This is a genomic window from Pseudomonas sp. BJa3 (genome assembly GCF_026343815.1).
GTDB lineage: Bacteria > Pseudomonadota > Gammaproteobacteria > Pseudomonadales > Pseudomonadaceae > Aquipseudomonas > Aquipseudomonas soli.
Genome location: NZ_JAOXMC010000006.1, coordinates 251,464 through 277,834, shown reverse-complemented (window position 1 = coordinate 277,834; position 26,371 = coordinate 251,464). Strand labels below are relative to the sequence as shown.

Sequence of the window (26,371 nt, the reverse complement as noted above, 5' to 3'; positions counted from 1 at the left end):
TTCCAGGTGCCGGTTTGCCGGCGTGGTCATTTGGGGATCAATGGCTCTGGCCGTGCCAGGGCACCAGCTTGCGCTGCAGGGCGCGCAGGCCCATCTCAAGGGCGAAGGCGATCAGGGCAATCAGCAGGATCCCCAGGACCACCACATCGGTGACCAGGAACTGCGCGGCGGACTGCACCATGAAGCCCAGGCCACTGGTGGCGGCGATCAGTTCGGCGGCGACCAGCGTCGACCAGCCCACGCCGAGGCCGATGCGGATGCCGGTGAGGATGTCGGGCAGTGCGCTAGGCAGGATCACGTGGCGGATCAGTTGGATTTTGCTGGCGCCCAGCGACTGCGCGGCGCGCAGCTTGGCCGGGTCGACGGTGCGCACGCCGGTGGCGGTGGCGATGGCAATCGGGGCGAAGATCGCCAGGTAGATCAAAAGCACTTTCGACAGCTCGCCTATGCCGCACCAGATGACGATCAGCGGCAGGTAAGCCAGCGGCGGAATCGGCCGGTAGAACTCGATCAGCGGGTCGAGAACGCCGCGGGCCACGCGGTTGTAGCCGATGGCGATGCCCACCGGGATGGCGGTCAGGGTGGCGGCAAGCAGCGCCAGGCCGATGCGCCCCAGGCTCGCGCCCAGGTGCTGCCACAGGCTGGCGTCCATGTAGCCCTGGGTGAGCAGCGTCCAGCCCTTGGCCAGGATATCGGCGGGCGAGGGCAGGAACAGCGGCTCGATCCAGCCGGCGGCGGTAACCAGCCACCACACCAACAGCAGCGAGGCCAGGGTGAGGGCGCTGATCCAGCGGGTCGGTAAGGGCTTGCGGGTTTTCACGACAGGTGTCGTCCGGGGGGGCCGCTTGGCGGTGGCTGGCAATTCGATACTGCTCATGCGGACTCCTGACGTTGCGAGAACACCCGCGCCAGCACGTGCTCGCGGGTCTCGATGAAGCGTGGATCGGACTTGATCGCCCGCGCCGACTCGCCAGCGGCGTAGCGCTGGCCGAAGTCCAGTTGCAGGCGCTCGACCACCCGTCCCGGATTGGGCGCCAGGAGCACCAGCTCGGTGGCGAGGAACACCGCTTCCTCAATGTCGTGGGTGATCAGGAACACTGGCTTGGCGGTGCGCTGCCAGACCTGCAGCAGCAGCTCCTGCATCTGTTCGCGGGTAAAGGCATCGAGGGCGCCGAACGGTTCGTCCATCAACAGCACTCGCGGGTCGGCCGCCAGCGCCCGGGCAAGGCCCACGCGCTGCTTCTGCCCACCGGACAATTGCCATACGCGCCGCTCGCCGAAGCCGGCCAGGTCTACCAGTGCCAGCATCTCTCGTGCCTTGGCTTCACGCTGTGCACGCGGCACACCGGCCAGCTCCAGGCCGAAGGCGACGTTGCCGAGCACGTCCTGCCAGGGCAGCAGGGCGTCGTCCTGGAACACCACGCCGCGCTCGGCCCCCGGGCCTTGCACCGTCGCGCCATCGAGGGTGATGCGCCCGCCGCTGGGGGCGACGAAGCCGGCGATCAGATTGAGCAGCGAGGTCTTGCCGCTGCCTGAAGGCCCGAGGGCCGCCAGCAACTGGCGCGGACCCAGGCTCAGGTTGATATCGGCCAGCACCGGGGTGGGGGCGCCGGGGTACTGTGCGCTGATGCGCTCCAGCTCAAGCAAGGCCATGACGGGCTCCAGATCAGTTGGGCAGGTACTGGGCGCTGACGTAGGGCGCGTAGTCCGGCAGCACGGCATCGACCTTGCCCTGCTGCTTGAGGAAGGTGGCGGTGTCGGTCAGCGCCTGGGTGGTCGGTGCGCCGAGTGCGCTGGCCTGGTCGGCGGCCAGTGGATAGACGTTGCCCTGCAGCAGCACCGGGATATCGGCGGGCTTGGCGCCAGACAGCTTGACCAGCTTGGCGACGTTGTCTTTGTCGGCCAGCCAGGCTTGCGGGTCCTTGCGGTAGTCGGCATAGGCGTCGAGGGTGACCTTGGCGAACGACTTGACGATCTCCGGGTGCTTGGCAGCGAAGTCCTTGCGCACGATCCAGGCGTCGAAGGTCGGCGCGCCTTTCTCGGCAAGCTCGCCGGAGGTGATCAGTACCTTGCCGTTCTCCTTGGCCACGCCCAGGGCTGGGTCCCAGACGTAGGTGGCGTCGATGTCGCCGCGTTTCCAGGCGGCGATGATCGCTGGTGGCGCGAGGTTGAGGATCTGCACTTTCGACGGGTCGATGTTCCAGCTCTTCAGCGCGGCCAACAGGCTGTAGTGGCCGGTGGAAACGAACGGCACGGCGACTTTCTTGCCCACCAGGTCCTGCGGGGTCTTGATGCTGTCGCGGGCGACCAGGGCTTCGCCGGCGCCGATCTGGGTGGCGATCAGGAAGGTTTCCACAGGCAATTTGCGGGTGGCGGCGGCGGCCAGCGGGCTGGAGCCGAGGTAGCCGATCTGCACGTCGCCCGAGGCGACAGCGGTGATCACGTCGGCGCCGTTGTCGAACTTGCGCCAGTCGATGCTGGCCTTGCTGTCCTTTTCATAGGTGCCATCGACCTGGGCCACCTTTGCCGGGTCGACGGTGGTCTGGTAGGCAACGGTCAGGTCGGCGGCCTGGGCCAGCCAGCTGGCACTGGCGAGGGTCAGGGCGGCGAACAGGCGCAGCGGAGCATGCGGGATCATGGTTGAACCTCTCGTCAGGCATTCTGGGATAGATGGCGAGAAGACTAGATGATCTAAGAAATATGAAATAAATAACTTTTTAGAATTAGCTTAAAAGCCAATCGCTCTGACCCCCGGCCCTGTGGGGCGGCGGTACTGGTGGCGGAATCTGCCAAGCCAGCTAGGCTTGATCGGTTTCGACGGGGCGGTCGTCACGCCTGCAAACGTTTGCACATAACCTAAAGGTATGATTGACGCCGTCGATACAACGATTTGCAGGAATGGTTCCGATGTTATTCCGTAAAAATCTTACAGATTCATAAAACGGTCATTTTGGATTTATAGGATTGTCATTATCCTGTAGCGCAGATCGAAGGCTTAGACCAAAGTCGCGAATCGATCATTAGCGATTGACTTGGCGGTCACGCTTTAGGGCTAAATCGCCAATCCGGGTGAGTGGGGCAGCAGACTCCGCCGCTTGAGACGCACAAAAATTAGAACGTAGAGGAGCAAAACATGTACAAGTCCAGCCTGGCCCTGGCCGTGGCACTGGGGGTTCTCGCCCAACAAGCAGGCGCTGCCGGTTTCGTCGAGGACAGCAAGCTGTCCCTGAGCTCGCGCACCATGTACTTCAACAACGATAACCGTGAAGTCGGTGCGGACAACCGTGAATCGGGTCAGGGCTTCAAGCTCGACTACATTTCTGGTTTCACCGAAGGTACCGTAGGCTTCGGTGTGGACGCTCAGGCGCTGTGGGGTATTCACCTCGACGGTGGCAAAGGCAAGCACCCTGACAACAGCTCCTTCTTCCCGAGTGAGACCAACGGTTCGGCAGCGGCCCAATGGGCTCGTCTTGGCGCCAACGCCAAAGCCCGCTTCTCCAAAACTGAAGCTCACTTCGGTAGCGCCTTGGCGCCAATGTTGCCGATCCTGGTCTCCAACGACGGTCGCCTGCTGCCGCAAACCTTTGAAGGTGCAACCATCACCTCGAAGGAAATCGACAATCTGACTGTCAACGCCGGTCAACTGACCCATGCCATGGGTCGTGCTTCGAGCAACCGCACCGGCCTGTCGGTCAACGGTGCTACCGCTGACAGCAACAAGTTCCGCTACGGCGGCCTGGACTACAAGCTCACTCCAGACCTGACCCTGCAGTACTACTACTCGAACCTGGAAGACTTCTACAAACAGCACTTCCTGGGTGCGACTCACGTCTTCAAGATCGCGGACGACCAGTCATTCAAGACCGACCTGCGCTACTTTGACAGCAGCAGCGACGGCCGGAACGGCAGTGGTGGCGGCTACAACTTCAACAACAACAACGGTTATGCCAAGCATGTCGGTGAAGTTGACAACAAAACCTGGTCGGCGATGTTCACCTATACTCTGGGCGGCCATGCACTCATGCTCGGTCACCAGCAGGTCAGCGATGACGGTGCGTTCGTCTGGCTGAACCAGGGTAGCGTGCGCGATGGCAATGGCCGTCCGGAAGGCGCGGGCGGTGCTAGCTTCTACCTGTTCACCGACAGCATGATCAACCAGTTCGCTCGTGCAGGTGAGAACACTACCTTCGGCCAGTACTCGTACGATTTCGCTCGTCTTGGCGTGCCAGGCTTGAAGGCGTCCGTTGCATACCTGCGCGGTACCGACGTTCGCAACGCTTCGGGCAACGGTTCCTACAGCGAGTGGGAGCGGGACGCGCGTGTCGACTACGTGATCCAGGAAGGTACTCTGAAGGGACTGGGCTTCAGCCTGCGTCAAGGTGTTTACCGCGGGACCAACGGTCCTGCCGGCAACACTGAATACACCAAAGACCAGGACCAGACTCGCTTCATCGTCAACTACACTTACGCCTTCATGTAAGTCGTAGCTGCACAAAGAAAGCCTCGCCTAGTGCGAGGCTTTTTTGTGCCTGCGATTCCGTATGCAATCTGGTTATAAATAAATCGATATTTATTCTTTTTATTTTTATTCGGAAGCAGGCACATTGAACCCACAAGGCCAGACACAGCACAGGAGCCGCTTCCATGAGCCTAAAACTCGGCGATATCGCCCCCGATTTCGAACAGGATTCCAGCGCCGGCAAGATCCGTTTCCACGAATGGCTGGGCGACAGCTGGGGCGTGCTGTTCTCCCACCCGGCCGACTTCACCCCGGTGTGCACCACCGAACTGGGCCTGACCGCCAAGCTCAAGGATGATTTCGCCAAGCGCGGGGTCAAGGCCATCGCCCTGTCGGTGGACCCGGTGGACTCGCACCACAAGTGGATCGACGATATCAACGAGACCCAGAACACCGTGGTCAACTTCCCGATCATCGCCGATGCCGACCGCAAGGTCTCCGACCTGTACGACCTGATCCACCCCAATGCCAGCGACACCCTGACCGTGCGCTCGCTGTTCGTCATCGACCCGAACAAGAAGGTGCGCCTGACCATTACCTATCCGGCCAGTACCGGGCGCAACTTCAACGAGATCCTGCGGGTGATCGATTCGCTGCAGCTGACCGACAACTACAAGGTCGCCACGCCGGGCAACTGGCAGGACGGCGATGAGGTAGTGATCGTGCCTTCGCTCAAGGACGAAGATGAAATCAAACGTCGTTTCCCGAAAGGATATCGGGCGGTTAAACCCTATCTGCGGCTGACCCCGCAACCCAATCGTTGAAGCATTCCTCGTTGCATTGCTCTTAGCCAAGCAGGGATCTTCGGGCCGTTTCGACGGCCCTTTTTTATTGCGTGGCTACAACAAATCATAAATTCATAAATGGAATAAACAAATGAAAAAATATGATTTATAGATATATGTGACGAGCTGTTAATGTCGTTACATCCAGCGGGGACAACCCCTCGCGGCCCTGCAATCGAATCGAAGGAAGCGCTTTCAATGCTGGTTGTCTCTGTCGGTGGTAGCCCCAGTCTTCGTTCACGCTCCGGCGTGCTGCTAGAGCGCTCGCGCGACTGGCTGCAGGAGCGGGGCGTCGAAGTGGTGACCTTCCAGGTGCGTGAGTTTCCCGCCGAAGATCTGCTGCATGCCCGTTTCGACAGCCCGCAGGTGCGCCACTTCAACGAACTTGTAGCCCAGGCCGACGGCTTGGTGGTGGCCACCCCGGTGTACAAGGCGTCCTTCGCCGGGGCCTTGAAGACCTTGCTCGACCTGCTGCCCGAGCGGGCCCTGGAACACAAGGTGGTGTTGCCGATCGCAACCGGTGGCAGCATCGCCCACATGCTGGCCGTGGACTACGCGCTCAAGCCCGTGCTGTCGGCCCTCAAGGCGCAGGAGACCCTGCAAGGGATCTTCGCCGACGATAGCCAGATTGCCTACGGCGAGGGCGCCAGGCCCGCGCAACTGGCCGCTGCCCTGGAGCAGCGCCTGCAGGATTCGCTGGAAACGTTCCACAGCGCCATGGCGCGCCGGCCCCAACCTGTCGCCCCCGGCGTGCTCAACGAACGTCTGATCAGTGCCCGCTGGAGTATCTGAACCAGGCTTGACCGCTCCATCGCTGTCCCCACCTTACTCGCCCGCCAACGAGGCAAGCAGGTGCTACCCGAACCCAACTCGCACAGGAGAGCGCCATGCGCACAGTCTTCTTGCGTCGTGGTCTGGTCGCCCTGTTCGCGGCGGCTGTGTCCTTCGGCGCCATCAGCCAAGCCCAGGCCGAGAGCCTGCGTATCGGTTACCAGAAATACGGCACCCTGGTGCTGCTCAAGGCCAAGGGGTCGCTGGAAAAGCGCCTGAAGGAACAGGGCATCGACGTGCAATGGACCGAGTTCCCCGGCGGTCCACAGCTGCTCGAAGGGCTCAACGTCGGCTCCATCGACTTCGGCGTGACCGGCGAAACGCCGCCGGTGTTTGCCCAGGCCGCGGGCGCCGATCTGCTCTACGTCGCCTATGAGCCGCCAGCTCCGCACAGCGAGGCGATCCTGGTGCCGAAGGGGTCGACGGTCCAGTCGGTGAAGGAACTCAAGGGCAGGAAAGTCGCCCTCAACAAGGGTTCCAACGTGCATTACCTGCTGGTGCGTGCCCTGGAAGACGCCGGACTCAAGTACACCGATATCCAGCCCGTCTACCTGCCCCCGGCCGATGCCCGCGCCGCCTTCGAGCGCGGCAGTGTCGATGCCTGGGTGATCTGGGACCCGTACCAGGCCGCCGCCGAGCAACAGTTGCAGGCACGCACCCTGCGTGACGGCTCGGATCTGGTCGACAACCACCAGTTCTACCTCGCCACCCGCAGCTATGCGACCCAACACCCGGCGGTGATCAACACCCTGGTTGAAGAAGTGCGCGCCGTGGGCGAGTGGTCCCAGGCCAATCCGCAGCAGGTCACCGACCAGGTTGCGCCGCTGCTCGGCCTGCCCGCCGACATCACCCTGACTTCGGTCAAGCGCCAAGGCTACGGAGCCGCGCCGCTGACCCCGGAAGTGATCGCCGCGCAGCAGAAGATTGCCGACACCTTCCAGGCCCTGAAGCTGATTCCCAAGCCCTTGAGCATCAAGGACGTGATCTGGACACCCCCGGCCAAGGTCGCCAGTGCGCCTTGAACGTTTCGCCTGCGCCGGGGCGTCGCCCCGGCATGAGCCACCCTTGAGGAGACAACTCCAATGAGCCTTAACATTTTCTGGTTCCTCCCTACCCATGGTGACGGCAAGTACCTGGGCACCAGCGAAGGCGCCCGCGCCGTCGACCACGGTTACCTGAGCCAGATCGCCCAGGCCGCCGACCGCCTGGGCTTCGGCGGCGTGCTGATCCCCACCGGACGTTCCTGCGAGGACTCCTGGCTGGTGGCGGCGTCGCTGATCCCGGTGACCGAGCGCCTGAAGTTCCTGGTGGCCCTGCGCCCGGGGATCATCTCGCCGACCGTCGCAGCCCGTCAGGCCGCGACCCTGGATCGTCTGTCCAACGGCCGTGCATTGTTCAACCTGGTGACCGGTGGCGATCCGGACGAACTGGCCGGTGATGGCCTGCACCTGAACCACCAGGAACGCTATGAGGCGTCGGTGGAGTTCACCCGTATCTGGCGCAAGGTGCTCGAAGGCGAAACGGTCGACTACGACGGCAAGCACATCCAGGTCAAAGGCGCCAAGCTGCTCTACCCGCCGATCCAGCAGCCGCGCCCGCCGCTGTACTTCGGTGGCTCGTCTGACGCTGCCCAGGACTTGGCCGCCGAACAGGTCGAGCTGTACCTGACCTGGGGCGAGCCGCCGGCCGCGGTGGCCGAGAAGATTGCTGCGGTACGTGAGAAAGCGGCCGCCCAGGGCCGTGAGGTGCGCTTCGGCATTCGCTTGCACGTGATTGTGCGAGAAACCAACGAGGAGGCCTGGGCCGCCGCCGACAGGCTGATCTCGCACCTGGACGACGACACCATCGCCCGCGCCCAGGCGTCGCTGGCGCGCTTCGACTCGGTCGGTCAGCAGCGCATGGCCGCGCTGCACGGTGGCAAGCGCGACAACCTCGAAGTGGCGCCGAACCTGTGGGCCGGTGTCGGCCTGGTACGTGGTGGCGCCGGCACCGCGCTGGTGGGCGATGGCCCGACCGTCGCGGCGCGGGTCAAGGAATACGCCGATCTTGGCATCGACACCTTCATCTTCTCGGGCTATCCACACCTCGAGGAGTCGTACCGCGTCGCCGAGCTGCTGTTCCCGCATCTGGACGTGCAGCGCCCGGAGCAGCCGAAAACCGGCGGCTACGTAAGCCCGTTCGGTGAAATGGTCGCCAACGACATCCTGCCCAAATCCGTGTCGCAGAGCTGAGGGCCGGGGCCATGTGTCGTGCATCCACCACCACCTGGTCCAAGCGCCTGGCGCCCTGGGCCCTGCCGATCCTGGTGCTGGCGGTATGGCAGTTGTCGGTCAGCGCAGGCTGGCTGTCGACCCGCATCCTGCCGGCGCCGAGCGCGGTGGTCAGTGCTGGCGTCGAGCTGGTGCGCAGTGGCCAGATCTGGACCCACCTGGCCATCAGCGGCTGGCGTGCCGGCCTGGGCTTCGTGATCGGCGGCAGTCTCGGCCTGTTGCTCGGTTTCATCACCGGCCTGTCGAACTGGGGCGAGCGCCTGCTCGACAGTTCGGTGCAGATGATCCGCAACGTGCCGCACCTGGCGCTGATCCCGCTGGTGATCCTGTGGTTCGGCATCGACGAGTCGGCAAAGATTTTCCTGGTGGCCCTGGGGACGCTGTTCCCCATCTACCTGAACACCTATCACGGGATCCGCAACGTCGATCCGGCGCTGGTGGAGATGGCGCGCAGCTACGGGCTGTCGGGCTTCGCGCTGTTCCGCCAGGTGATCCTGCCGGGGGCGCTGCCCTCGATCCTGGTCGGCGTGCGCTTCGCCCTGGGTTTCATGTGGCTGACACTGATCGTCGCCGAGACCATTTCGGCCAACTCGGGCATCGGCTACCTGGCGATGAACGCCCGTGAGTTCCTGCAGACCGACGTGGTGGTGCTGGCCATTGTCCTGTACGCGGTGCTCGGCAAGCTGGCCGACCTGGCCGCCCGTGGCCTGGAGCGTGTGTGGCTGCGTTGGCACCCGGCGTACCAGGTGGCGAAGAAGGAGGGCGCGTGATGACGGTGCTCAAGGCACAACCGCCACGCCTGCTGCGTGGCATCCCCCTGGCGGCCAGGGACCTGCGTCGTACGTTCGGCCAGCGCGAAGTGCTGCGCGGGATCGATCTGCACATTCCGGCTGGCCAGTTCGTCGCCATCGTTGGTCGCAGTGGTTGCGGTAAAAGCACCTTGCTGCGCCTGCTGGCCGGGCTCGACCAGCCCAGCGGCGGCCAATTGCTGGCGGGCGCCGCGGCGCTTGCCGAGGCCCGCGAGGATACCCGGCTGATGTTCCAGGACGCGCGCCTGCTGCCCTGGAAGAAGGTGATCGACAACGTCGGCCTGGGGTTGTCCGGCAACTGGCGGCCACGCGCCCTGGAAGCCCTGGAGGCGGTCGGCCTGGTCGATCGCGCCAATGAGTGGCCGGCGGCCTTGTCCGGTGGCCAGAAACAGCGGGTGGCCCTGGCCCGGGCGCTCATTCATCAGCCGCGTCTGCTGCTGCTGGATGAGCCCTTGGGCGCGCTGGACGCCCTGACCCGTATCGAGATGCAGCAACTGATCGAGCGCCTGTGGCGCCAGCACGGTTTCACCGTGCTGCTGGTCACCCACGACGTCAGCGAAGCCGTCGCCGTGGCCGACCGGGTGATCCTGATCGAAGACGGCGCCGTCGGCCTGGACCTGGTCATCGACCTGCCGCGACCTCGAGTGCGGGGTTCGCACCGCCTGGCGGCGCTGGAAAGCGAAGTGCTCAACCGTGTTCTCTCCGTCCCGGGCACGCCGCCCGATCCGGAACCTGTCGCCCCGTTGCCCACGCAGTTGCGTTGGGCTCATTGAATCCCCGAAACCGCAAAAAGGAATGACGCCATGACCATCAAAGCCATCAACGTTCGCAACCAGTTCAAAGGCACCGTGAAGGAAATCCTCGAAGGCCCGGTACTCTCTGAAATCGACGTGCAGACCGCCTCTGGCATCGTCACTTCGGTGATTACCACCCGTTCCGTGAAGGAGCTCGAGTTGCAGGTAGGCAGCGAGGTGATCGCCTTCGTGAAATCGACCGAGGTGTCCATCGCCAAGCTCTGATTTCCGGTGTCTTGCGAGGGAGCGGGCTTGCCCCGCGATGGCGTCAGTCGACACATCTACGTTGCCTGACTTGACGCTATCGCGGGGCAAGTCGCATCGGCGCACCGCCGCTCCCGCGCCGAATCAGCGTTTGGCCAGATAAGGCGGCAGATACAGCCCCAGATACGCCTCGAACACGCGCATCCCTTCCTCCGCCATGCGTGGCGTGATCGCCTCATGCAGCTGCATCGAGCGGGCATACACCCGGTCGCTCAGTTCCATCGCCAAGGCGAACACGTGCACATCCCTCGGCATCGCTGGCAACTGAAAATGTCGGTCGAACAGTTGGTGCATCAACTCGCCCAATTCCAGATCATGCTGGCGATCAGCCTGGACCACTTCGCTCAAACCATGCTGGGCGAGGATCAGCTGCCGCGCCGCGGCGTCCTCGTTGTAGATGTCGAGCATGCGCTGCTCGATCAGGCGCGACAGGCCAGGCCAGGTGCTGAACGCCGTGCTATCGATCGGTGCGCTCAGGGCCTCGCGAAAAGCCCGGTGCACATCGGCGGTCAGCGCCTCCAGCAAGGCCGGCACGCTGGCGAAGAAGTGATACACCGACGATGGCGGGATCTGCGCCCGTTCCGCCACGCTGTAGATCGACAACCCCGCCACCCCTTGGCCTGCCAGCAGCTCGCGTGCCGCGGCGAGGATCGCTTCGATCCTGGCCTGGCTGCTGGCGCGTGGCTTGCGCGGGGTGGCGGTGCGGTTCATCAGTTGCTGATTGCCAGGATGCTGGCCTGGTAGGCGCCGACGAACAGGTCGAAGTCACCGACCTCTTCCTGTTCCAGCTCGGACTGCTTGGCGATCGACTCGCGAGCAAGGGTTTCGAAGGCCTGTTGCTGCGCGCTGGTCAGTGGCTGCTCGCGGAAGCTCTCGGCGTGCAGGCGGCTCTGGCGTAGGGAGAACTGGACAAAGCTCTCGTCATGTTCGGTCATGCGCGCCAGCACCTGCGCCGATGGCGTCAGCTCGGGATCGTCGACCTTGGCCTGCTGTGCTTCCAGGGCCTTGGCGTGGTCATTGCCACCCTTGGCACGGTCGAGCAGCCCGGCCAGCTGGCCGATCCGCTCGATCAGTTCGCTTGCCCATTCCTTCAATGCGACCGGCTGGCCGTCACGGCGCAGCTCCAGGCCCGGGCGCCGACCTTCCTTGACCACGGTGAGGAAGTTGTCGGTGCACTGGCCGCACTCGCCGTTGTCCAGTTGCGGGCTCTCTTCGAGGGCGCAGAACAGCAGGAAGGCGTCGAGGAAACGGGCTTCGGTCAGGTCGATGCCCACTGGCAGGAACGGGTTGATGTCCAGGCAGCGTACTTCCACGTATTGCACGCCACGCGAGGTCAGGGCCTGGATTGGCCGCTCGCCGGTGTAGGTGACGCGTTTGGGGCGGATGTTCGAGTAGTACTCGTTCTCGATCTGCAGGATGTTGGTGTTCAACTGCACCCACTCGCCATCGACGTGCGTGCCGACCTCGACATAGGGCGGGTAGGGCGTGCCGACGGCCTTGCGCAGGCTATCGGTGTAGCTGGCCAGGTTGTTGTAGCAGGGCGTGAGGCCCGCCTGGGCGTTGCTCTGGTAGCCCAGGTCACTCATGCGCAGGCTGGTGGCGTAGGGCAAGTACAGTGTTTCGGCGTCGAGTTCTTCGAGCTGGTGCGGGCGGCCGCGCAGGAAGCCCTTGTCCAGGGCCGGGGACGCGCCGAACAGGTACATCAGCAGCCAGCTGTAGCGGCGGAAGTTGCGGATCAGCGCGATATAGGCCGAGGACTGGTAGTCGCGGTCGTCCTGCTCGCCGCCTTCGGCATCGCGCAACAGCGGCCACAGCGTCTCGGGCAGCGAGAAGTTGTAATGGATGCCGGCGATGCACTGCATGGTGCGGCCGTAACGCAGGGCCAGGCCCTTGCGGTACACGTGCTTGAGCTTACCGATGTTCGAGCTGCCGTACTCGGCGATCGGGATGTCTTCTTCGGCCGGCAGCGCGCAGGGCATCGACGGGCTCCACAGCAGTTCGTCGCCCAGTTTGCTGTAGACGAAGCGGTGGGTCTGTTCGAGGCTCTCGAGTACCTTGGCAGGGTCCGCCAGGGCTGGGGTGATGAACTCCAGCAGCGACTCGGAATAGTCAGTGGTGATCTGCTCGTTGGTCAGCGCCGACCCCAGTGCTTCGGGGTGCGGGGTCTGGGCCAGGCGACCTTCTTTGGTCACGCGCAGGCATTCGCGCTCAATGCCGTGCAGGCACTGCTTGAGCAGGTCGATATTGTCGCCGAGCAGGCTCAGGCGGCGGTTGAGGAGGTCGCTCAAGATGGATTCCTTCACGCGTCAGTCGCCCCAATATGGGGGTAGAGATGACGGTCTACAAGGGTAGTTGGGAAAGGAACTGGCGTTGTCGCCTGGTTTACGCGGTTCCGTCGCTGGCCTGTATGCGTCTGATCGCGGGGCAAGCCCGCTCCCACGAAGCGTAGAAACGTTCGTGGGAGCGGGCTTGCCCCGCGATCAGGTGTACAGCATTACGCCGAAAATACCGCAGATCGGGGCCTGTCAGCTAGAGAACCGCGAAGGTTCCCTGCGCCTTGGCCACCAGCTTGTCGTCCTGGAGCACGTCGGCGTCGACCACGAGGGTGCGCCGTCCCGCATGCAGCACCCGGGCGGTACACACGACCTCGCCCTCGCTGACGGCGCGCATGTAGTTGATCTTGCACTCGATGGTCACGCTCTGCTGGTCGAAGCCATGGCTGGCCGAGCAGGCCAGGCCCATGCTGATATCGACCAGGCTGAAGATCGCCCCGCCGTGCAGTTTCTGGCCACGGTTGCGCAGGTGCGGCTCAAGCGCCAGGGCCACTTCTGCAACACCCGTTTCCAGGCGTTGCAGGCGGCAGCCGAGGAGCTGGCTGAAGGCGCTTTCGACGTACTCCTTCGGTACTTCCATCACTTCTTCTTCAGTTGCTTGGCATTGGCGAACAGCGCCGCCATGGCGTTGTTGGCCGGCGCGGCGGCGGTGGCCTCGCGCTGGCGCGGCGCCTGCTGCTGGCGGTTGCCGCCATTGGAGCGGTTGCCGCCGCGGTTGCCCTCGACCTTCTCGCCCGGGGTGTCGCTCATGCGCATGGACAGGCCGACGCGCTTGCGCGGGATGTCCACTTCCATGACCTTGACCTTGACCACGTCGCCGGCCTTGACCGCTTCACGCGGGTCCTTGACGAACTTCTCCGACAGCGCCGAGATGTGCACCAGCCCATCCTGGTGCACGCCGATGTCGACGAAAGCACCGAAGTTGGTGACGTTGGTCACCACGCCTTCGAGGATCATGCCGGGTTCCAGGTCCTTGAGGTCCTCGACGCCGTCCTGGAAGGTGGCGGTCTTGAACTCCGGGCGCGGGTCGCGACCTGGCTTGTCGAGTTCCTGGAGGATGTCGGTGACGGTCGGCAGACCGAAGGACTCGTCGGTGAATTTCTTCGGGTCCAGGCGCTTGAGGAAGCCGCTGTCGCCGATCAGCGAGCGGATATCACGGTCGGTGTCGGCGGCGATGCGCTGCACCAGTGGGTAGGCTTCCGGGTGCACCGCCGAGGCGTCCAGCGGGTTGTCGCCGTTCATCACGCGCAGGAAGCCGGCGGCCTGCTCGAAGGTTTTCTCGCCCAGGCGGCTGACCTTTTTCAGCGCGGCGCGGGTAGCGAACGGGCCGTTGGCGTCGCGGTGGGCGACGATGTTCTGCGCCAGGGTGGCATTGAGGCCGGAAATGCGTGTCAGCAGCGCCACCGAGGCGGTGTTTACGTCCACGCCCACGGCGTTCACGCAGTCCTCGACCACGGCGTCCAGGCCCCGGGCCAGTTTCACCTGCGACACGTCGTGCTGGTACTGGCCGACACCGATGGATTTCGGGTCGATCTTCACCAGTTCGGCCAGCGGGTCCTGCAGACGGCGGGCGATGGACACCGCGCCGCGGATCGACACGTCCAGATCGGGGAACTCGCGGGCGGCCAGTTCAGAGGCCGAGTACACCGAAGCGCCAGCCTCGGAAACCATGATCTTGGTGACCTTCAGTGCTGGGTACTTCTTGACCAGCTCCGCCACCAGCTTGTCGCTCTCGCGGCTGGCAGTGCCGTTGCCGATGGCGATCAACTCCACCGAGTGCTTGGCGCACAGCGCGGCCATCACGGAAATGGTGCGGTCCCAGTCGTTCTTCGGCGCGTGCGGGTAGACCGTGGTGTAGTCCAGCAACTTGCCGGTGGCATCGACCACGGCGATCTTGCAGCCGGTACGCAGGCCCGGGTCGAAGCCCAGGGTGGCGCGCGGGCCGGCCGGGGCGGCCAGCAGCAGGTCGTGCAGGTTGTGGGCGAAGACGTTGATCGCCTCGCCTTCGGCATTGTCGCGCAGTTCACCGAACAGGTCGGTTTCCAGGTGGGTGTAGAGCTTGACCTTCCAGGTCCAGCGCACCACCTCGCCCAGCCACTTGTCGGCGGGGCGGTTGCGGTTTTCGATGCCGACATGGTTGCCGATCATCATCTCGCACGGGTGCAGGGTGCCTGGCAGTTCTTCGCCGACTTTCAGCGACGCGCTCAGCACGCCTTCGTTGCGCCCACGGAAGATCGCCAGGGCACGGTGCGACGGCGTGGTGCGCAGCAGTTCGTCGTGGGCGAAGTAATCGCGGAACTTGGCGCCTTCGTCTTCCTTGCCGGCGACTACGCGGGCGGTGAGCACCGCTTCCTGCTTGAGGAAGTTGCGCAGCTTGTCCAGCAGGCCGGCGTCTTCGGCGAAGCGCTCCATGAGGATGTACTTGGCGCCTTCCAGGGCGGCCTTGACGTCAGCCACGCCCTTGCCCGCGTCGACGAAGCGTGCGGCTTCGGCTTCCGGGTTCAGTTGCGGGTCGCTGAACAGGCTGTCGGCCAGCTCGCCCAGGCCGGCTTCCAGGGCAATCTGGCCCTTGGTGCGGCGCTTCTGCTTGTACGGCAGGTAGAGGTCTTCGAGGCGGGTCTTGGTGTCGGCCAGCTTGATATCGCGCGCCAGCTCCGGGGTCAGCTTGCCCTGCTCCTCGATGCTGGCCAGGATGCTGGCGCGACGCTCGTCGAGCTCGCGCAGGTAGCGCAGGCGCTCTTCCAGGTGGCGCAGTTGAGTGTCATCCAGGCTGCCGGTCACTTCCTTGCGGTAACGGGCGATGAAGGGCACGGTCGATCCTTCGTCCAACAGGCCCACGGCCGCTTCGACCTGCTGTGGGCGCACGCCCAGTTCCTCGGCGATACGGCTGTTGATGCTGTCCATGAAAACCACCTGACAAATAGTGAATGCAAGGCCGCGGGTGGGCGTTCAGCCCCGGCGACGCTGGGTGAAAGCCGCGCATTATACCCATCGGGCCGGGCTTGCGGTGATGGCGCGGGGCCAGTCGTCGATGGGGCGGCAGTGGCACGGCGGGAAAAATCTGCTAACAATGCACACGGCACGCGCGGCAATGGCTACGCCATAATGCGCGGCGATATCAGAGGAGTAATTCATGACCAGCACCGCAAACGCCGTAGAAGGCGACAAGATTCTCATCGTCGACGACGACCCGGGCCTGAGCAGCCTGCTGGACCGTTTCTTCACCAGCAAGGGCTTCCGTGTGCGCACCGTGCCCAACGTCGAACAGATGGATCGCCTGCTGGCCCGTGAAGTGTTCAACCTGGTGGTGCTCGACCTGATGCTGCCGGGCGAGGATGGCCTGTCGGCGTGCAAGCGCCTGCGCGCCGCGAACAACCAGATCCCGATCATCATGCTTACCGCCAAGGGCGATGAGCTCAGCCGGATCAAGGGGCTGGAGCTTGGCGCCGACGATTACCTGGCCAAGCCGTTCAACCCAGATGAGCTGGTGGCCCGGGTCAAGGCCGTGCTGCGCCGCCAGGCCCCGGCCGTGCCGGGCGCGCCGGGCAGCGAGGAAGAGACCGTCACCTTCGGCGACTACGAACTTTCGCTGGCCACCCGTGAGCTCAAGCGCGGTGAAGAAACGCACATGCTCACCACCGGCGAGTTCGCCGTGCTCAAGGCCCTGGTGATGCATGCTCGCGAGCCGCTGACCCGCGACAAACTGATGAATCTGGCCCGTGGCCGTGAGTGGGATGCCCTGGAGCGTTCCATCGACGTGCAGATCTCGCGCCTGCGCCGGATGATCGAGCCCGATCCTTCCAAGCCGCGTTACATCCAGACCGTATGGGGTGTGGGCTACGTCTTCGTGCCGGACGGAAACGCCGGCAAATGAGCCTGCCGGCTCGTCAGGGTGCAGCAGGGCGACCCATGCGGGTCGCCCTGTTTCGTCTACGGCGACCGGCCTTTTCAGTACAGTAGTTGATCGATGAAAACGCCTCTCTGGTTCCCGCAAAGCTTCTTCGCCCGCACCCTCTGGCTGGTGCTGATCGTCGTGCTGTTTTCCAAGGCACTGACGCTCGTGTACCTGTTGATGAATGAGGACGTGCTGGTCGACCGCCAGTACAGCCACGGCGTGGCCCTGACGCTGCGTGCCTATTGGGCAGCGGATGAAGAGAACCGCGAGCAGATAGCCGAGGCTGCTGGCCTGATCCGCGTGACCGGCGCCGGTGTCCCGGAGGGTGAGCAGCATTGGCCCTACAGCGAGATCTACCAGCGGCAGATGCAAGCCGAGCTGGGCGAGGACACCGAGGTGCGGTTGCGTATCCACGCACCGCCCGCGCTCTGGGTGAACGCGCCGAGCCTGGGACCAGGCTGGCTCAAGGTGCCGCTGTACCCGCATCCGCTACGTGGCCAGAAGATCTGGAACGTGCTTGGTTGGTTCCTGGCCATCGGCCTGCTGTCCACCGCTTCGGCCTGGATCTTCGTGCGCCAGCTCAATCAGCCGCTCAAGCGTCTGGTGTTCGCTGCCCGTCAGCTGGGCCAGGGGCGCAGTGTGCGCCTGCCGATCAGCGATACCCCCAGCGAAATGACCGAGGTGTATCGGGCGTTCAACCAGATGGCCGAGGATGTCGAGCAGGCCGGTCGCGAGCGCGAGTTGATGCTCGCGGGGGTATCCCACGACCTGCGCACACCATTGACTCGGTTGCGCTTGTCGTTGTCGCTGATGGGCAACGAAAGCGACCTCAGTGAGGACATGGTCCGCGATATCGAGGACATGGACGCGATCCTCGACCAGTTCCTGGCGTTCATTCGTGATGGGCGTGACGAGCCGGTGGAAGAGGTCGACCTGAATGAGCTGATCTACGAAGTGGTGGCCCCCTATAACCAGCATGAAGAACAGGTGCGCCTGTGCCTCGAGCCGATTCCGCCGTTCCCGCTGCGCCGTGTCTCGCTCAAGCGTATGCTCGGCAATCTGATCGGCAACGCGCTGCATCACGCCGGCAAGGGGGTTGAGGTGGCGGCCTATGTGTCGGGTGACCAGAGTGCGCCTTATGTGGTGCTCAGCGTGCTGGATCGCGGGGCGGGCATCGACGAGTCGGAACTGGAGACCATCTTCAACCCGTTCATCCGGGGCGACCGGGCGCGGGGCGGCAAGGGCACCGGGCTGGGGTTGGCGATCGTCAAGCGCATCGCCGCGCAGCATGGCGGCAATGTCGAGTTGCGCAACCGGTCCGGTGGCGGGATCGAGGCGCGAGTGAGGTTGCCGTTGGGTTTGTTGCTGCCGCGTAACGCCGTCTAGACCCATCGCGGGGCAAGTCGCACCGGTGCGCCGGTGCGACTTGCCCCGCGATTAATTTCAACCCTTGCCTTTGGTCCGCGTCTGATTCGGCCCGCTGTTCTTTTCCAGGTGCTCGATGATCATCCCGGCCACGTCTTTGCCGGTAGTCACCTCGATCCCCTCCAGGCCCGGCGACGAGTTCACTTCCATTACCAGTGGGCCATGGTTCGAACGCAGAATATCCACGCCCGCCACGCTCAGCCCCATTACCTTGGCCGCCCGAATCGCGGTCATGCGTTCTTCAGGGGTGATCTTGATCAGGCTGGCCACGCCCCCGCGGTGCAGGTTGGAGCGGAACTCGCCCGGCTTGGCCTGGCGCTTCATAGAGGCGATCACCTTGTCACCGACCACGAAACAACGGATGTCGGCGCCACCAGCTTCCTTGATGTATTCCTGGACCATGATGTTCTGCTTCAGGCCCATGAATGCCTCGATCACCGACTCGGCGGCCTTGGTGGTCTCGCACAGCACCACGCCTATGCCCTGGGTACCTTCCAGTACCTTGATCACCAGCGGCGCGCCGTTGACCATCTGAATCAGGTCGGGGATGTCGTCCGGCGAGTGGGCGAAACCGGTGATCGGCAGGCCGATACCCCGACGTGACAGCAGTTGCAGAGAGCGCAGTTTGTCCCGCGAGCGGGCGATGGCCACCGATTCGTTGAGCGGATAGACGCCCATCATCTCGAACTGGCGCAGCACCGCACAGCCATAGAAGGTGACCGAGGCGCCGATGCGCGGTATGACCGCGTCGAAGCCTTCCAGGGGTTTGCCGCGGTAGTGGATCTGCGGCTTGTGGCTGGCAATGTTCATGTAGGCCCGAAGCGTGTCGATCACCACCACTTCGTGGCCCCGCTGGGTACCGGCTTCGACCAGGCGGCGGGTGGAATACAGACGCGGATTGCGCGACAGCACAGCGATCTTCATGCAGCACCTGTGACAGGGAAAAGGGTGGCCGCGAAGGCCGGTTTGTCCTGAACGTACTTGAGGCCGGGGTTGACCACCAGTTGGCCATGGATGAGCGCCTTTGAACCAAGCAGCAGGCGATAGCGCATGCTCTTGCGGCAGGCCAGGGTGAATTCGACCTCCCAGACCCGGTCACCGAGCGCCAGGGGTGTGCGGATCACATAGCGGGTCTGGGCATGGCCGTTGGAGCTCTTGATCGTCTTCATGGTCACCATGGGCGCTTCGCACCGTCGATGGCGCAGTTGCACCACCGAACCCAGGTGGGCGGTGAAGCGTACCCATTGCTGGCCATCGCGCTCGAACGGCTCGACCTCCGTGGCGTGCAGGCTGGAGGTGCTGGCTCCGGTGTCGATCTTGGCGCGCAGGCCGGCGACGCCGAGGCCGGGCAGGGCGACCCACTCGCGCAGGCCGATCACAGTCAGGTGGTCAAATGTCTTCACTAAGCGTGCCCTGCGGATAAGGAGGTGAACTGTAATGACGGCACGGACTTTTTGCATCTGTCAGTCACGGTAGTACAGTTCCGTGAAAGACAGGATTCGAGGAAAAACCATGGCACAAAAGCCTGAAGACGACGACAAGGTACGCTTGGACAAGTGGCTGTGGGCAGCGCGCTTCTACAAGACCCGCGCATTGGCCAAGGCGGCCATTGAAAGTGGCAAGGTGCACTGCCGGGGCGAGCGCTGCAAGCCGGGCAAGGAGCCACGGGTGGGCGATGAGTTCGTGTTGCGCACCGGTTTCGACGAGCGCACCGTGGTGGTCAGGGCGTTGTCGGTTGTGCGCCGTGGCGCGCCCGAAGCACAGACGTTGTACGAGGAAACCGCCGAGAGTGTGAAGCGCCGCGAGCAGGCTGCTGAAATGCGCAAGGCGGGGGCGATGGGCGTGACCACCGACGGGCGGCCGACCAAGAAGCAGCGCCGGCAGATTCACCAGCTGCACGGCAGTTTCGAGTGACGAGGGCCGCGCAGCGGCCCCAGTCATGATCAGGCTGCGCGAACCACGCTCATCCGCCCGATCAATGGCAGCTTGCCCAGCAGGTCGAACAGCGGTCCCGTCCAGCGCAGCAACGCTGCGCTACCTTTGGCCGCCAGCGGCGTATAGCAGCTCCAGCCTAGCGCCAGCACTGCCATCAGCAGGCCACCGATGTAGTCATCCTGCCCCCAGTGGGCGCCGGCGACCAGGCGCGGCAGCATGAACAGCAGGGCCAGCCCCCACACGACCAGGTACTGCAGCGGGCGGCGGCTGAACAGGCTCATGAACAGTGCCCAGACCAGCAACACCGAGGCATGATCCCCCGGGAAACTCTTGCTCGAGCGGTCCTTGAGTTCCCAGGCCGCCTCAAGGTTCGGGTAGTAGTCACTGAGGTGCACCACGTCGTCGAACATCATCGACGGGCTCTTGTGTTGCCACCCGGCTGCATCCACCCACTTGGAAAACAGCGCGCGAATCACCACTAAGAGGAGTAGCGTGACCAGAAAGCCGAAAAAGGCCTGGCGGACCTGGGTTGCCTTGAACACCCAGTCACCACGGATAAGCACTGCCAGAAGGATCAGGCCAACGACAATGTCGAACGGGCGCAGGCTGCCAACGGTCCAGATGTAGCGCCAGGTGGTGTTGTCGGCCAGCGGCGCATTCAGGCTGTGGAACAGCCACTCGTCGAATGTCAGGCAAAGGATCTGGCCAACGGGCCACAACCAGAAACACAGTAGTGCGATGGGCAGCAGGGTGCAGGTAGCCAAAGGTCCCCAGGACCACCTTGCTTGGAACAGTGGTCGATTATCCATAAAATACCTCGATATCCAGCAGGAAATAAGCGCCTTTTAGCGCTCTGCGACAGACCTTTCAGTCTCCTGTAATTATTTTGTAACCATTTTCAGAAAGCCAGACAACCATGAGCGACTTGCCAGATACCGATTTCACCCAACGCTTCCTTTTCGATGACCGCGATGTGCGCGGCGAGATGGTGGTGCTGGAACGCAGCTATGCCGAGGTGCTGGCCAAGCACGACTACCCGCAGCCGGTTAAGCATCTGCTCGGTGAACTGATGGCCGCGGCCGCGCTGCTGGTCGGCACTTTGAAGTTCGACGGGTTGCTGGTGCTCCAGGCGCAGTCCCAGGGCCCGGTTCCGCTGCTAGCCATCGAGTACACCAGCGAGCACGATATCCGTGGCTTGGCGCGTTACGAGACCGAGCAGTTCAAGGCGGATGCCAGCCTTGCCGATCTGATGCCTGGCGGTCACCTGGTGCTGACTATCATTCCTGTCAACGGCCAGCGTTACCAGGGCACCGTCGAACTGGACGGCAAGGACCTGTCGGAGTGCTTCACCAATTACTTCGTCATGTCGCAGCAGGTGAACACCTGCATCTCGCTGGCCGCCGATGGCGCCCGTGCCCGTGGCTTGCTGGTGCAGCAACTGCCGGCCGAGATCCACAAGGACAGCGAGGAGCGCGAGGAAAGCTGGGCCCACGTCAAGGCCTTGGCCAACACCGTGAAGATCGAGGAGCTGCTCGGTCTGGACAACGAAACCGTGCTGCACCGCCTGTACCACGAGGACGCGGTTCGCCTGTTCGATATCCAGCCGCTACGGTTCCGCTGCAGCTGCTCGCGCGAGCGCTCCGGCAATGCACTGGTCAGTCTCGGCGAGCAGGATGCCAAGGCGCTGGTGGCCGAATGTGGCGGCCAGGTCGAGATCGATTGCCAGTTTTGTAACGAGCGTTATTTGTTCGATGCGAGCGATGTCGCGCAATTGTTTGCCGGCGGTGGCACTGAGGCGCCGTCAGAAACTCAGCACTGAAACGGTTAACTACAGGAAATATTCCTGTCGAATTGCGCAAAAGCGCAGTTCTGACAGGAGGGGCCTACTTTTTTTGGGCTTTTCTGGCATAATCCGGCCACTTTTTTCGCTGTAGTAGTTTTTTCGAGACAACTACAAAACGTTTGGAGCACTCGGCCTCGGGCCGGATGGGGTATCTCATGACGCAAGCCAACAACACCGTGTACACCGACCTGAGCGTCGATGAGCTGGTAAAAAAAGCGCTGTCCCGCGGTGAAGGCGTGCTGGCCGATACCGGCGCGCTGGTGGTGGAAACCGGTCATCGCACCGGCCGTTCGCCGGCTGACCGTTTCATCGTCGAAGAACCTTCCACCCAGGACCAGATTGGCTGGGGCCCGATCAACCGCAAGTTCCCGGCCGACAAGTTCGATGCCCTGTGGAACCGCGTCGAGGCGTTCAACAACACCCAGGATCACTTCGTTTCCTACGTTCACGTAGGCGCTGCCGCCGAGCACTACCTGCCGGTCAAGATGACCACCCAGACCGCCTGGCAGAACCTGTTCGGCCGTTGCCTGTTCATCAACCCGGCCCAGTACAACCCGGCTGGCCGCGATGAGTGGCAGGTCCTCAACGTCGCCAACTTCGAGTGCGTGCCTGAGCGTGACGGCACCAACTCCGACGGCTGCGTGATCATCAACTTCGCCCAGAAGAAAGTGCTGATCGCCGGCATGCGTTACGCCGGTGAAATGAAGAAAGCCATGTTCTCGGTGCAGAACTTCCTGCTGCCGGCCGCCGACGTGCTGCCGATGCACTGCGCCGCCAACATCGGCGAAGCGGGTGACGTCACCCTGTTCTTCGGCCTGTCCGGCACTGGCAAGACCACCCTGTCGGCCGATGAAAGCCGTTACCTGATCGGTGACGACGAGCACGGTTGGGGCGAAGGCGTGGTCTTCAACATCGAGGGCGGTTGCTATGCCAAGTGCATCGACCTGTCCGAGAAGAACGAGCCGGTCATCTGGAAAGCCATCAAGCACGGCGCGGTGCTGGAAAACGTCGTCATCGACGATGCCAAGCACGCCGACTACGCCGACGTGAGCCTGACCCAGAACAGCCGCGCAGCCTACCCGCTGACCCACGTGGCCAAGGTCTCCGAGAAGAACCTGGGCGGCGAGCCGAACGCAGTCATCTTCCTGACCTGCGACCTGACCGGCGTGCTGCCGCCAGTGTCGATCCTGAACAACGAGCAGGCGGCCTACCACTTCCTGTCCGGCTACACCGCGCTGGTCGGTTCCACCGAAATGGGTTCGGGCAGCGGCATCAAGTCGACCTTCTCCACCTGCTTCGGCGCACCGTTCTTCCCACGCCCAGCTGGCGTCTACGCCGAGCTGCTGATCAAGCGCATCAAGGCGTTCGGCTCCAAGGTCTACCTGGTCAACACTGGCTGGACCGGTGGTGGCTACGGCGTTGGCAAGCGCTTCAGCATTCCCACCACCCGTGGTGTGATCGCTGCCATCCAGAGCGGCGCGCTGGTCGGTGCAGAAACCGAGCACCTGGACATCATCAACCTGGACGTACCTAAGGCCGTTCCGGGCGTCGAGACCGAGCTGCTCAACCCCCGCAACACCTGGGCTGACAAGGCTGCCTACGACGAAGCTGCCAAGGGCCTGGCTACGCTGTTCACCGAGAACTTCAAGAAGTTCGACGTTTCCGACGCCATCAAGGCCGCTGGTCCGCAGCTGTAAGCTGCTGCCGGTTCGGATAAGGAAGCCGCCCCTCGGGGCGGCTTTTTCGTTATTCGATGTAGGACCGGGTTTGAGCTGCGATGGAGGCGATACAGTACCGGCAGAATCTGTTTCACTTGCAGGGTACCCACCAGAATGCAGATGGCCCCATGACCGAGTCTCCGCAACGCTCCGCCTTCTCCCATTTCCATCCCATCCTCACCCGTCCGCAGGACAACGACCACAACGGCCACCTCGCCGGCTCCACCGTGCATGCCTGCTTTGAAACCGCGATCCAGGCCTTCTTGGTCGAACAGGCCGAGTTGGACCTGCGCGACGGTGAACTGGCCGGTTTTGTTGTAAGTTCGGCGGCAGATTTCTTCGCCTTGCCTGGCTTTCCCGACGTGCTTGAGGTGGGCCTGGGTGTGACCCGTCTGGCGGGTAGTACCGTTGAGTTCCGCCTGGCGCTGTTCCGCCCGGGCGAGACTGAAGCCTGTGCGGCGGGCAGCATGGTGCAGGTGTTCATCGAGCGTGCCTCGGGCCGCCCGGCGGCACTGCCGGAAACGCTGCAACTGATCCTCGCCGGGCTGTCGCTCAATCGTTGAGGCGAATGATCCCTTCGCGCACAGCGAACAGCACCAGGCCGGGCACGTCGTGGATCTGCAAGCGGTGCATGATCTGCGAGCGGTGCGCCTCGACAGTCTTGATGCTCAAACCCAGGCCGTCGGCGATGGAGCGGGTGGTCTCGCCCCGGGCGATGAGGCGCAGGATTTCCAGCTGGCGAGTGGTCAGGGGTGGTGGCTGGACCTGATTCGCAACGCGCTTGCGACTGTGTTTGAGAGCCTGGCCGATGACCATCGGCAGTACCGCTGAAGACAGGTACTGGCCACCACCGCGCAGGGTTTGCAGAGCTTGCTCCAGTTCGGTCACCGTAGCGTTCTTGAGCAGAAAACCATGGGCGCCGAGCTGCAGGCAGCTCATTACATGCTCAAGCTCCGAGCGCGACGAGAACATCAGCACTCGGCTTGCAGGGGCGCGGATGAATAGTTCCTGCAGGGCCTGCTGACTGTCCAGCTCGCCGCTCATGTCGAGCACCACAATATCTGGCTTGAGCTTTTCGGCCAGGCTCACGGCACTCATGGCATCACCGGTGTCGCCCACCACGACGAAATCTTTCTTCTGCTCCAGCAGGGCACGTAGGCCAGCGCGGAAGAGGGGCGAATGATCGGCAAGCAGAATTCGGCAAGGCATGGATTAGGGCCTGTTTCGCAAGAGAAGGGGGGCGGCAGGCCTGCTCGATCCGAAAGCGCACTGCCGCGCAACTGCGCGATCAGTCCTTGTCTGCCGATGGGCGCGGCAGTGCCTCTTATCATAGGCGTTCGAACACCGACGGCAGTAGTGGGCGCAGGGGCAGGCCCAGCGCATGGACGCTTTCGCTGTGGCCGATGATCAGCAGGCCTCCGGGGCGCAGGTGTGCCAGCAGGTGTTGAAGCACCTCGCTCTTGTAGCGTGGTGCCAGGCTCGACAACAGGTTGCGCAGCAGGATGACGTCGAAGCTGCCGAGATAAGCAGGCATGGGGCGGATCAGGTTGATGGCCTGGAAGCGTACCCGCTCTCGCAGAGCCTGAGCGATGCACAGCCGCCCGGCCATCTTGCCGACGTCGCACAGGCAGTGACGGGTCAGCCAGCCCTCGGGGAAGTAACGGGCCTGGGCAATGTCGTAGATCCCATTGTCTGCGCTTTCCAGCAGTTGCGGGTCGAAATCACTGGCCAGCACCTCCCAACCGGGGTGGCGGGCTTTTTCCGCGGCTACCATTGCCAGGCTCCAGGCCTCCTCACCGGTGGCGCAGGCGGCGCTCCACAGACGGGCGGGGTGGTCGAGTTCGGCCAGCCAGGAGGCCAGGCATTCGAAATGCCGATGTTCGCGAAAGAAATAACTGTCGCGGGCGACCAGCAGGCGCAGCAACTGTTCGTGCTCGTTTGTGCCTTGTGGGCTGTCGAGTAAGTCGAGGTAATGCTCGAAGCTAGCCAGGCCGAGAGCCTTCAAGCGCTTGTGCAGGCGCGTCGCGATCACGGTCCGGCGATCATCGGCCAGTTGCACACCCGTAGCCTGCATTACCCGCTGACGTATTGACGCAAAGCTTGCTTCGCTGAGCAGAGGTGGGCGGCGGCTTGGCATTCCTCAGCCTCTCCTGGCCCGGGGTAGACAGATGGAGTCGGTGAAGGTCGCGCGCATTCCCTGCGTCCTGTGCTTGGTCAAAACAGCGATAATAACTAGTGGCTAGTGGCCTCCATATCGGGGCGGCCCTTAATCCCTTGGCGTGCCTGCAAATGAAAAGGCCCTGCCGATGAGGGCAGGGCCTTAGGCGTCAGGCGTAAGCCTGGCGATCAGTCGCGCCAGTGGCGCTTGTGTTTGCGGTGACCGTAGTGGTGGCCACGGTCATAGTGGCGGCGATCATCATAGTCACGGCGGTAGCGGCGCGACTCATGGCGCTCGTCTTCATCGGCCTTGTTGCCCATGTAGTTGCCCAGTGCCCCACCAGCGCCGCCGCCGGCCGCCGCACCAATGTAGCTACCGGTGGTACCCCCCACCGAGCGACCGACTACGTTGCCGCCGGCCGCGCCCAGTGCGCCACCGATGGCCGCTTCGCCGCGCTGGCGCTTGTCGGCACCCAGGGCACCGCCGGCCGCGCCGCCCAGACCGGCGCCGATGGCGCCGCCGGTGCTACCACCGATGGAGTTGCCCACCACGGAGCCCAGTACCCCACCCAATGCGCCGCCAATGCCGGCCTCGGTGGTGCCGCCTGCCATGGCAACGCCGCTGAGCAGACCAAAAGACAACAACAGAATCGAGGAGTACTTCTTCATCAAGAGAGCCTCAGAGGGATGACGAAGCGGAATTTGAGGCTCGGCGAAGCGGCTGGCAATCGGAATCCGACGAGTAGCACGAGTTGTACACAATTCTCTAAGTTATTGAATTTTGTATGAAACT

Annotated in this window: 27 protein-coding genes; 14 read left to right on the top strand and 13 right to left on the bottom strand. The window is 63.4% G+C overall.

Annotation, left to right across the window (positions count from 1 at the left end):
* Positions 1-37 precede the first annotated feature (37 nt).
* Genes tauC through tauA form a run of 3 tightly spaced genes read right to left on the bottom strand, consistent with a single transcriptional unit; the run spans position 38 to position 2,638 of the window.
* Positions 38-877: a taurine ABC transporter permease TauC gene (gene tauC / locus OH705_RS09570; protein WP_267302021.1), complete on the bottom strand. Its 840-nt coding sequence runs from the start codon at positions 875-877 to the stop codon at positions 38-40.
* Positions 874-1,653 carry a taurine ABC transporter ATP-binding subunit gene (tauB, locus tag OH705_RS09565; RefSeq protein WP_267302019.1) on the bottom strand — a complete coding sequence of 260 codons (780 nt, stop codon included), beginning with the start codon at positions 1,651-1,653 and terminating at the stop codon, positions 874-876. The genes tauC and tauB overlap by 4 nt, the downstream gene beginning before the upstream one ends.
* 13 nt (positions 1,654-1,666) lie before the next feature.
* Positions 1,667-2,638 carry a taurine ABC transporter substrate-binding protein gene (tauA, locus tag OH705_RS09560; RefSeq protein ID WP_038707155.1) on the bottom strand — a complete coding sequence of 324 codons (972 nt, stop codon included), beginning with the start codon at positions 2,636-2,638 and terminating at the stop codon, positions 1,667-1,669.
* A gap of 495 nt (positions 2,639-3,133) precedes the next feature.
* Between tauA and OH705_RS09555 the strand changes: the two genes are divergently transcribed.
* The 8 genes from OH705_RS09555 to OH705_RS09520 all read left to right on the top strand — a co-directional run bounded on the left by OH705_RS09555 (position 3,134) and on the right by OH705_RS09520 (position 10,233).
* Positions 3,134-4,480 carry an OprD family porin gene (locus OH705_RS09555; RefSeq protein ID WP_267302017.1) on the top strand — a complete coding sequence of 449 codons (1,347 nt, stop codon included), beginning with the start codon at positions 3,134-3,136 and terminating at the stop codon, positions 4,478-4,480.
* Positions 4,481-4,644: 164 nt separating this feature from the next.
* The gene (locus tag OH705_RS09550) at positions 4,645-5,283 is read left to right on the top strand and encodes a peroxiredoxin (protein WP_046857522.1); all 639 of its coding nucleotides are present in this window, start codon (positions 4,645-4,647) and stop codon (positions 5,281-5,283) included.
* A gap of 219 nt (positions 5,284-5,502) precedes the next feature.
* Positions 5,503-6,096 carry an NADPH-dependent FMN reductase gene (gene ssuE / locus OH705_RS09545; RefSeq protein WP_104444633.1) on the top strand — a complete coding sequence of 198 codons (594 nt, stop codon included), beginning with the start codon at positions 5,503-5,505 and terminating at the stop codon, positions 6,094-6,096.
* Between the two features lie 95 nt (positions 6,097-6,191).
* Positions 6,192-7,157 (top strand): sulfonate ABC transporter substrate-binding protein, encoded by a 966-nt coding sequence (locus OH705_RS09540; RefSeq protein WP_267302013.1) that lies wholly within the window; start codon positions 6,192-6,194, stop codon positions 7,155-7,157.
* A 60-nt stretch (positions 7,158-7,217) separates the two neighbouring features.
* On the top strand, positions 7,218-8,366 hold the full coding sequence (gene ssuD, locus OH705_RS09535) for an FMNH2-dependent alkanesulfonate monooxygenase (protein ID WP_094011606.1): 1,149 nt from the start codon (positions 7,218-7,220) through the stop codon (positions 8,364-8,366).
* Between the two features lie 11 nt (positions 8,367-8,377).
* Entirely contained in the window at positions 8,378-9,175 is a 798-nt protein-coding gene (gene ssuC, locus OH705_RS09530; RefSeq protein ID WP_267302009.1) for an aliphatic sulfonate ABC transporter permease SsuC, read from the top strand.
* A complete protein-coding gene (gene ssuB, locus OH705_RS09525; protein ID WP_038707158.1) occupies positions 9,175-9,987 on the top strand; it encodes an aliphatic sulfonates ABC transporter ATP-binding protein in 813 nt (270 codons plus the stop codon). Before ssuC ends, ssuB begins: the two co-directional genes overlap by 1 nt.
* A 30-nt stretch (positions 9,988-10,017) precedes the next feature.
* Positions 10,018-10,233 (top strand): TOBE domain-containing protein, encoded by a 216-nt coding sequence (locus OH705_RS09520; protein ID WP_008095172.1) that lies wholly within the window; start codon positions 10,018-10,020, stop codon positions 10,231-10,233.
* 123 nt (positions 10,234-10,356) lie between these two features.
* Here OH705_RS09520 and OH705_RS09515 read toward each other — a convergent pair whose 3' ends face one another.
* The 4 genes from OH705_RS09515 to OH705_RS09500 all read right to left on the bottom strand — a co-directional run bounded on the left by OH705_RS09515 (position 10,357) and on the right by OH705_RS09500 (position 15,509).
* A complete protein-coding gene (locus OH705_RS09515) occupies positions 10,357-10,983 on the bottom strand; it encodes a TetR/AcrR family transcriptional regulator (protein ID WP_267302006.1) in 627 nt (208 codons plus the stop codon).
* The gene (gshA, locus tag OH705_RS09510) at positions 10,983-12,560 is read right to left on the bottom strand and encodes a glutamate--cysteine ligase (protein WP_177182918.1); all 1,578 of its coding nucleotides are present in this window, start codon (positions 12,558-12,560) and stop codon (positions 10,983-10,985) included. The genes OH705_RS09515 and gshA overlap by 1 nt, the downstream gene beginning before the upstream one ends.
* Positions 12,561-12,801: 241 nt before the next feature.
* The gene (locus OH705_RS09505) at positions 12,802-13,185 is read right to left on the bottom strand and encodes a PaaI family thioesterase (protein ID WP_023630730.1); all 384 of its coding nucleotides are present in this window, start codon (positions 13,183-13,185) and stop codon (positions 12,802-12,804) included.
* Entirely contained in the window at positions 13,185-15,509 is a 2,325-nt protein-coding gene (locus tag OH705_RS09500) for a Tex family protein (RefSeq protein WP_038707159.1), read from the bottom strand. The genes OH705_RS09505 and OH705_RS09500 overlap by 1 nt, the downstream gene beginning before the upstream one ends.
* A 229-nt stretch (positions 15,510-15,738) precedes the next feature.
* Here OH705_RS09500 and ompR point away from each other — a divergent pair, with 229 nt between their 5' ends.
* Positions 15,739-16,479: a two-component system response regulator OmpR gene (gene ompR, locus OH705_RS09495; RefSeq protein ID WP_038707160.1), complete on the top strand. Its 741-nt coding sequence runs from the start codon at positions 15,739-15,741 to the stop codon at positions 16,477-16,479.
* Between the two features lie 93 nt (positions 16,480-16,572).
* Entirely contained in the window at positions 16,573-17,886 is a 1,314-nt protein-coding gene (locus OH705_RS09490; protein ID WP_094011602.1) for an ATP-binding protein, read from the top strand.
* Between the two features lie 57 nt (positions 17,887-17,943).
* On the opposite strand, the gene rimK is transcribed toward OH705_RS09490, so the two are convergent.
* Together rimK and OH705_RS09480 are read right to left on the bottom strand one after the other, a co-directional pair.
* Positions 17,944-18,849 (bottom strand): 30S ribosomal protein S6--L-glutamate ligase, encoded by a 906-nt coding sequence (gene rimK / locus OH705_RS09485; protein ID WP_011531656.1) that lies wholly within the window; start codon positions 18,847-18,849, stop codon positions 17,944-17,946.
* Complete coding sequence (locus tag OH705_RS09480) at positions 18,846-19,328, bottom strand: ATP-dependent zinc protease (RefSeq protein ID WP_267302000.1); 483 nt, start codon at positions 19,326-19,328, stop codon at positions 18,846-18,848. Before OH705_RS09480 ends, rimK begins: the two co-directional genes overlap by 4 nt.
* Positions 19,329-19,437: 109 nt before the next feature.
* Between OH705_RS09480 and OH705_RS09475 the strand changes: the two genes are divergently transcribed.
* Positions 19,438-19,839, top strand: coding sequence for an RNA-binding S4 domain-containing protein (locus OH705_RS09475; protein WP_038707163.1), 402 nt, complete (start codon positions 19,438-19,440; stop codon positions 19,837-19,839).
* Between the two features lie 29 nt (positions 19,840-19,868).
* Here the strand turns inward: OH705_RS09475 and OH705_RS09470 are convergent, their stop codons facing one another.
* Positions 19,869-20,669, bottom strand: coding sequence for a phosphatase PAP2 family protein (locus OH705_RS09470; RefSeq protein ID WP_031315117.1), 801 nt, complete (start codon positions 20,667-20,669; stop codon positions 19,869-19,871).
* A gap of 107 nt (positions 20,670-20,776) precedes the next feature.
* Here OH705_RS09470 and hslO point away from each other — a divergent pair, with 107 nt between their 5' ends.
* The 3 genes from hslO to OH705_RS09455 all read left to right on the top strand — a co-directional run bounded on the left by hslO (position 20,777) and on the right by OH705_RS09455 (position 23,984).
* Positions 20,777-21,679, top strand: coding sequence for an Hsp33 family molecular chaperone HslO (gene hslO / locus OH705_RS09465; protein ID WP_267301995.1), 903 nt, complete (start codon positions 20,777-20,779; stop codon positions 21,677-21,679).
* Between the two features lie 179 nt (positions 21,680-21,858).
* Complete coding sequence (locus OH705_RS09460) at positions 21,859-23,400, top strand: phosphoenolpyruvate carboxykinase (RefSeq protein ID WP_267301993.1); 1,542 nt, start codon at positions 21,859-21,861, stop codon at positions 23,398-23,400.
* Between the two features lie 149 nt (positions 23,401-23,549).
* Positions 23,550-23,984, top strand: coding sequence for an acyl-CoA thioesterase (locus OH705_RS09455; RefSeq protein WP_267301991.1), 435 nt, complete (start codon positions 23,550-23,552; stop codon positions 23,982-23,984).
* Here OH705_RS09455 and OH705_RS09450 read toward each other — a convergent pair.
* The 3 genes from OH705_RS09450 to OH705_RS09440 form a co-directional block, all read right to left on the bottom strand.
* Entirely contained in the window at positions 23,974-24,630 is a 657-nt protein-coding gene (locus tag OH705_RS09450; protein ID WP_023630630.1) for a response regulator, read from the bottom strand. The two genes, OH705_RS09455 and OH705_RS09450, sit on opposite strands and share 11 nt — an antisense overlap.
* A 118-nt stretch (positions 24,631-24,748) precedes the next feature.
* Positions 24,749-25,558, bottom strand: coding sequence for a CheR family methyltransferase (locus OH705_RS09445; RefSeq protein WP_094011598.1), 810 nt, complete (start codon positions 25,556-25,558; stop codon positions 24,749-24,751).
* Between the two features lie 209 nt (positions 25,559-25,767).
* A complete protein-coding gene (locus OH705_RS09440; protein WP_038707165.1) occupies positions 25,768-26,247 on the bottom strand; it encodes a glycine zipper domain-containing protein in 480 nt (159 codons plus the stop codon).
* Between the last annotated feature and the right edge of the window lie 124 nt (positions 26,248-26,371).

Bases quoted from the DNA above. Each gene is read 5' to 3' on its own strand.
- tauC (WP_267302021.1), bottom strand. From the start codon at position 877: ATGAGCAGTATCGAATTGCCAGCCACCGCCAAGCGGCCCCCCCGGACG.
- tauB (WP_267302019.1), bottom strand. From the start codon at position 1,653: ATGGCCTTGCTTGAGCTGGAGCGCATCAGCGCACAGTACCCCGGCGCC.
- tauA (WP_038707155.1), bottom strand. From the start codon at position 2,638: ATGATCCCGCATGCTCCGCTGCGCCTGTTCGCCGCCCTGACCCTCGCC.
- OH705_RS09555 (WP_267302017.1), top strand. From the start codon at position 3,134: ATGTACAAGTCCAGCCTGGCCCTGGCCGTGGCACTGGGGGTTCTCGCC.
- OH705_RS09550 (WP_046857522.1), top strand. From the start codon at position 4,645: ATGAGCCTAAAACTCGGCGATATCGCCCCCGATTTCGAACAGGATTCC.
- ssuE (WP_104444633.1), top strand. From the start codon at position 5,503: ATGCTGGTTGTCTCTGTCGGTGGTAGCCCCAGTCTTCGTTCACGCTCC.
- OH705_RS09540 (WP_267302013.1), top strand. From the start codon at position 6,192: ATGCGCACAGTCTTCTTGCGTCGTGGTCTGGTCGCCCTGTTCGCGGCG.
- ssuD (WP_094011606.1), top strand. From the start codon at position 7,218: ATGAGCCTTAACATTTTCTGGTTCCTCCCTACCCATGGTGACGGCAAG.
- ssuC (WP_267302009.1), top strand. From the start codon at position 8,378: ATGTGTCGTGCATCCACCACCACCTGGTCCAAGCGCCTGGCGCCCTGG.
- ssuB (WP_038707158.1), top strand. From the start codon at position 9,175: ATGACGGTGCTCAAGGCACAACCGCCACGCCTGCTGCGTGGCATCCCC.
- OH705_RS09520 (WP_008095172.1), top strand. From the start codon at position 10,018: ATGACCATCAAAGCCATCAACGTTCGCAACCAGTTCAAAGGCACCGTG.
- OH705_RS09515 (WP_267302006.1), bottom strand. From the start codon at position 10,983: ATGAACCGCACCGCCACCCCGCGCAAGCCACGCGCCAGCAGCCAGGCC.
- OH705_RS09505 (WP_023630730.1), bottom strand. From the start codon at position 13,185: ATGGAAGTACCGAAGGAGTACGTCGAAAGCGCCTTCAGCCAGCTCCTC.
- OH705_RS09500 (WP_038707159.1), bottom strand. From the start codon at position 15,509: ATGGACAGCATCAACAGCCGTATCGCCGAGGAACTGGGCGTGCGCCCA.
- ompR (WP_038707160.1), top strand. From the start codon at position 15,739: ATGACCAGCACCGCAAACGCCGTAGAAGGCGACAAGATTCTCATCGTC.
- OH705_RS09490 (WP_094011602.1), top strand. From the start codon at position 16,573: ATGAAAACGCCTCTCTGGTTCCCGCAAAGCTTCTTCGCCCGCACCCTC.
- rimK (WP_011531656.1), bottom strand. From the start codon at position 18,849: ATGAAGATCGCTGTGCTGTCGCGCAATCCGCGTCTGTATTCCACCCGC.
- OH705_RS09475 (WP_038707163.1), top strand. From the start codon at position 19,438: ATGGCACAAAAGCCTGAAGACGACGACAAGGTACGCTTGGACAAGTGG.
- OH705_RS09470 (WP_031315117.1), bottom strand. From the start codon at position 20,669: ATGGATAATCGACCACTGTTCCAAGCAAGGTGGTCCTGGGGACCTTTG.
- hslO (WP_267301995.1), top strand. From the start codon at position 20,777: ATGAGCGACTTGCCAGATACCGATTTCACCCAACGCTTCCTTTTCGAT.
- OH705_RS09460 (WP_267301993.1), top strand. From the start codon at position 21,859: ATGACGCAAGCCAACAACACCGTGTACACCGACCTGAGCGTCGATGAG.
- OH705_RS09455 (WP_267301991.1), top strand. From the start codon at position 23,550: ATGACCGAGTCTCCGCAACGCTCCGCCTTCTCCCATTTCCATCCCATC.
- OH705_RS09450 (WP_023630630.1), bottom strand. From the start codon at position 24,630: ATGCCTTGCCGAATTCTGCTTGCCGATCATTCGCCCCTCTTCCGCGCT.
- OH705_RS09445 (WP_094011598.1), bottom strand. From the start codon at position 25,558: ATGCCAAGCCGCCGCCCACCTCTGCTCAGCGAAGCAAGCTTTGCGTCA.
- OH705_RS09440 (WP_038707165.1), bottom strand. From the start codon at position 26,247: ATGAAGAAGTACTCCTCGATTCTGTTGTTGTCTTTTGGTCTGCTCAGC.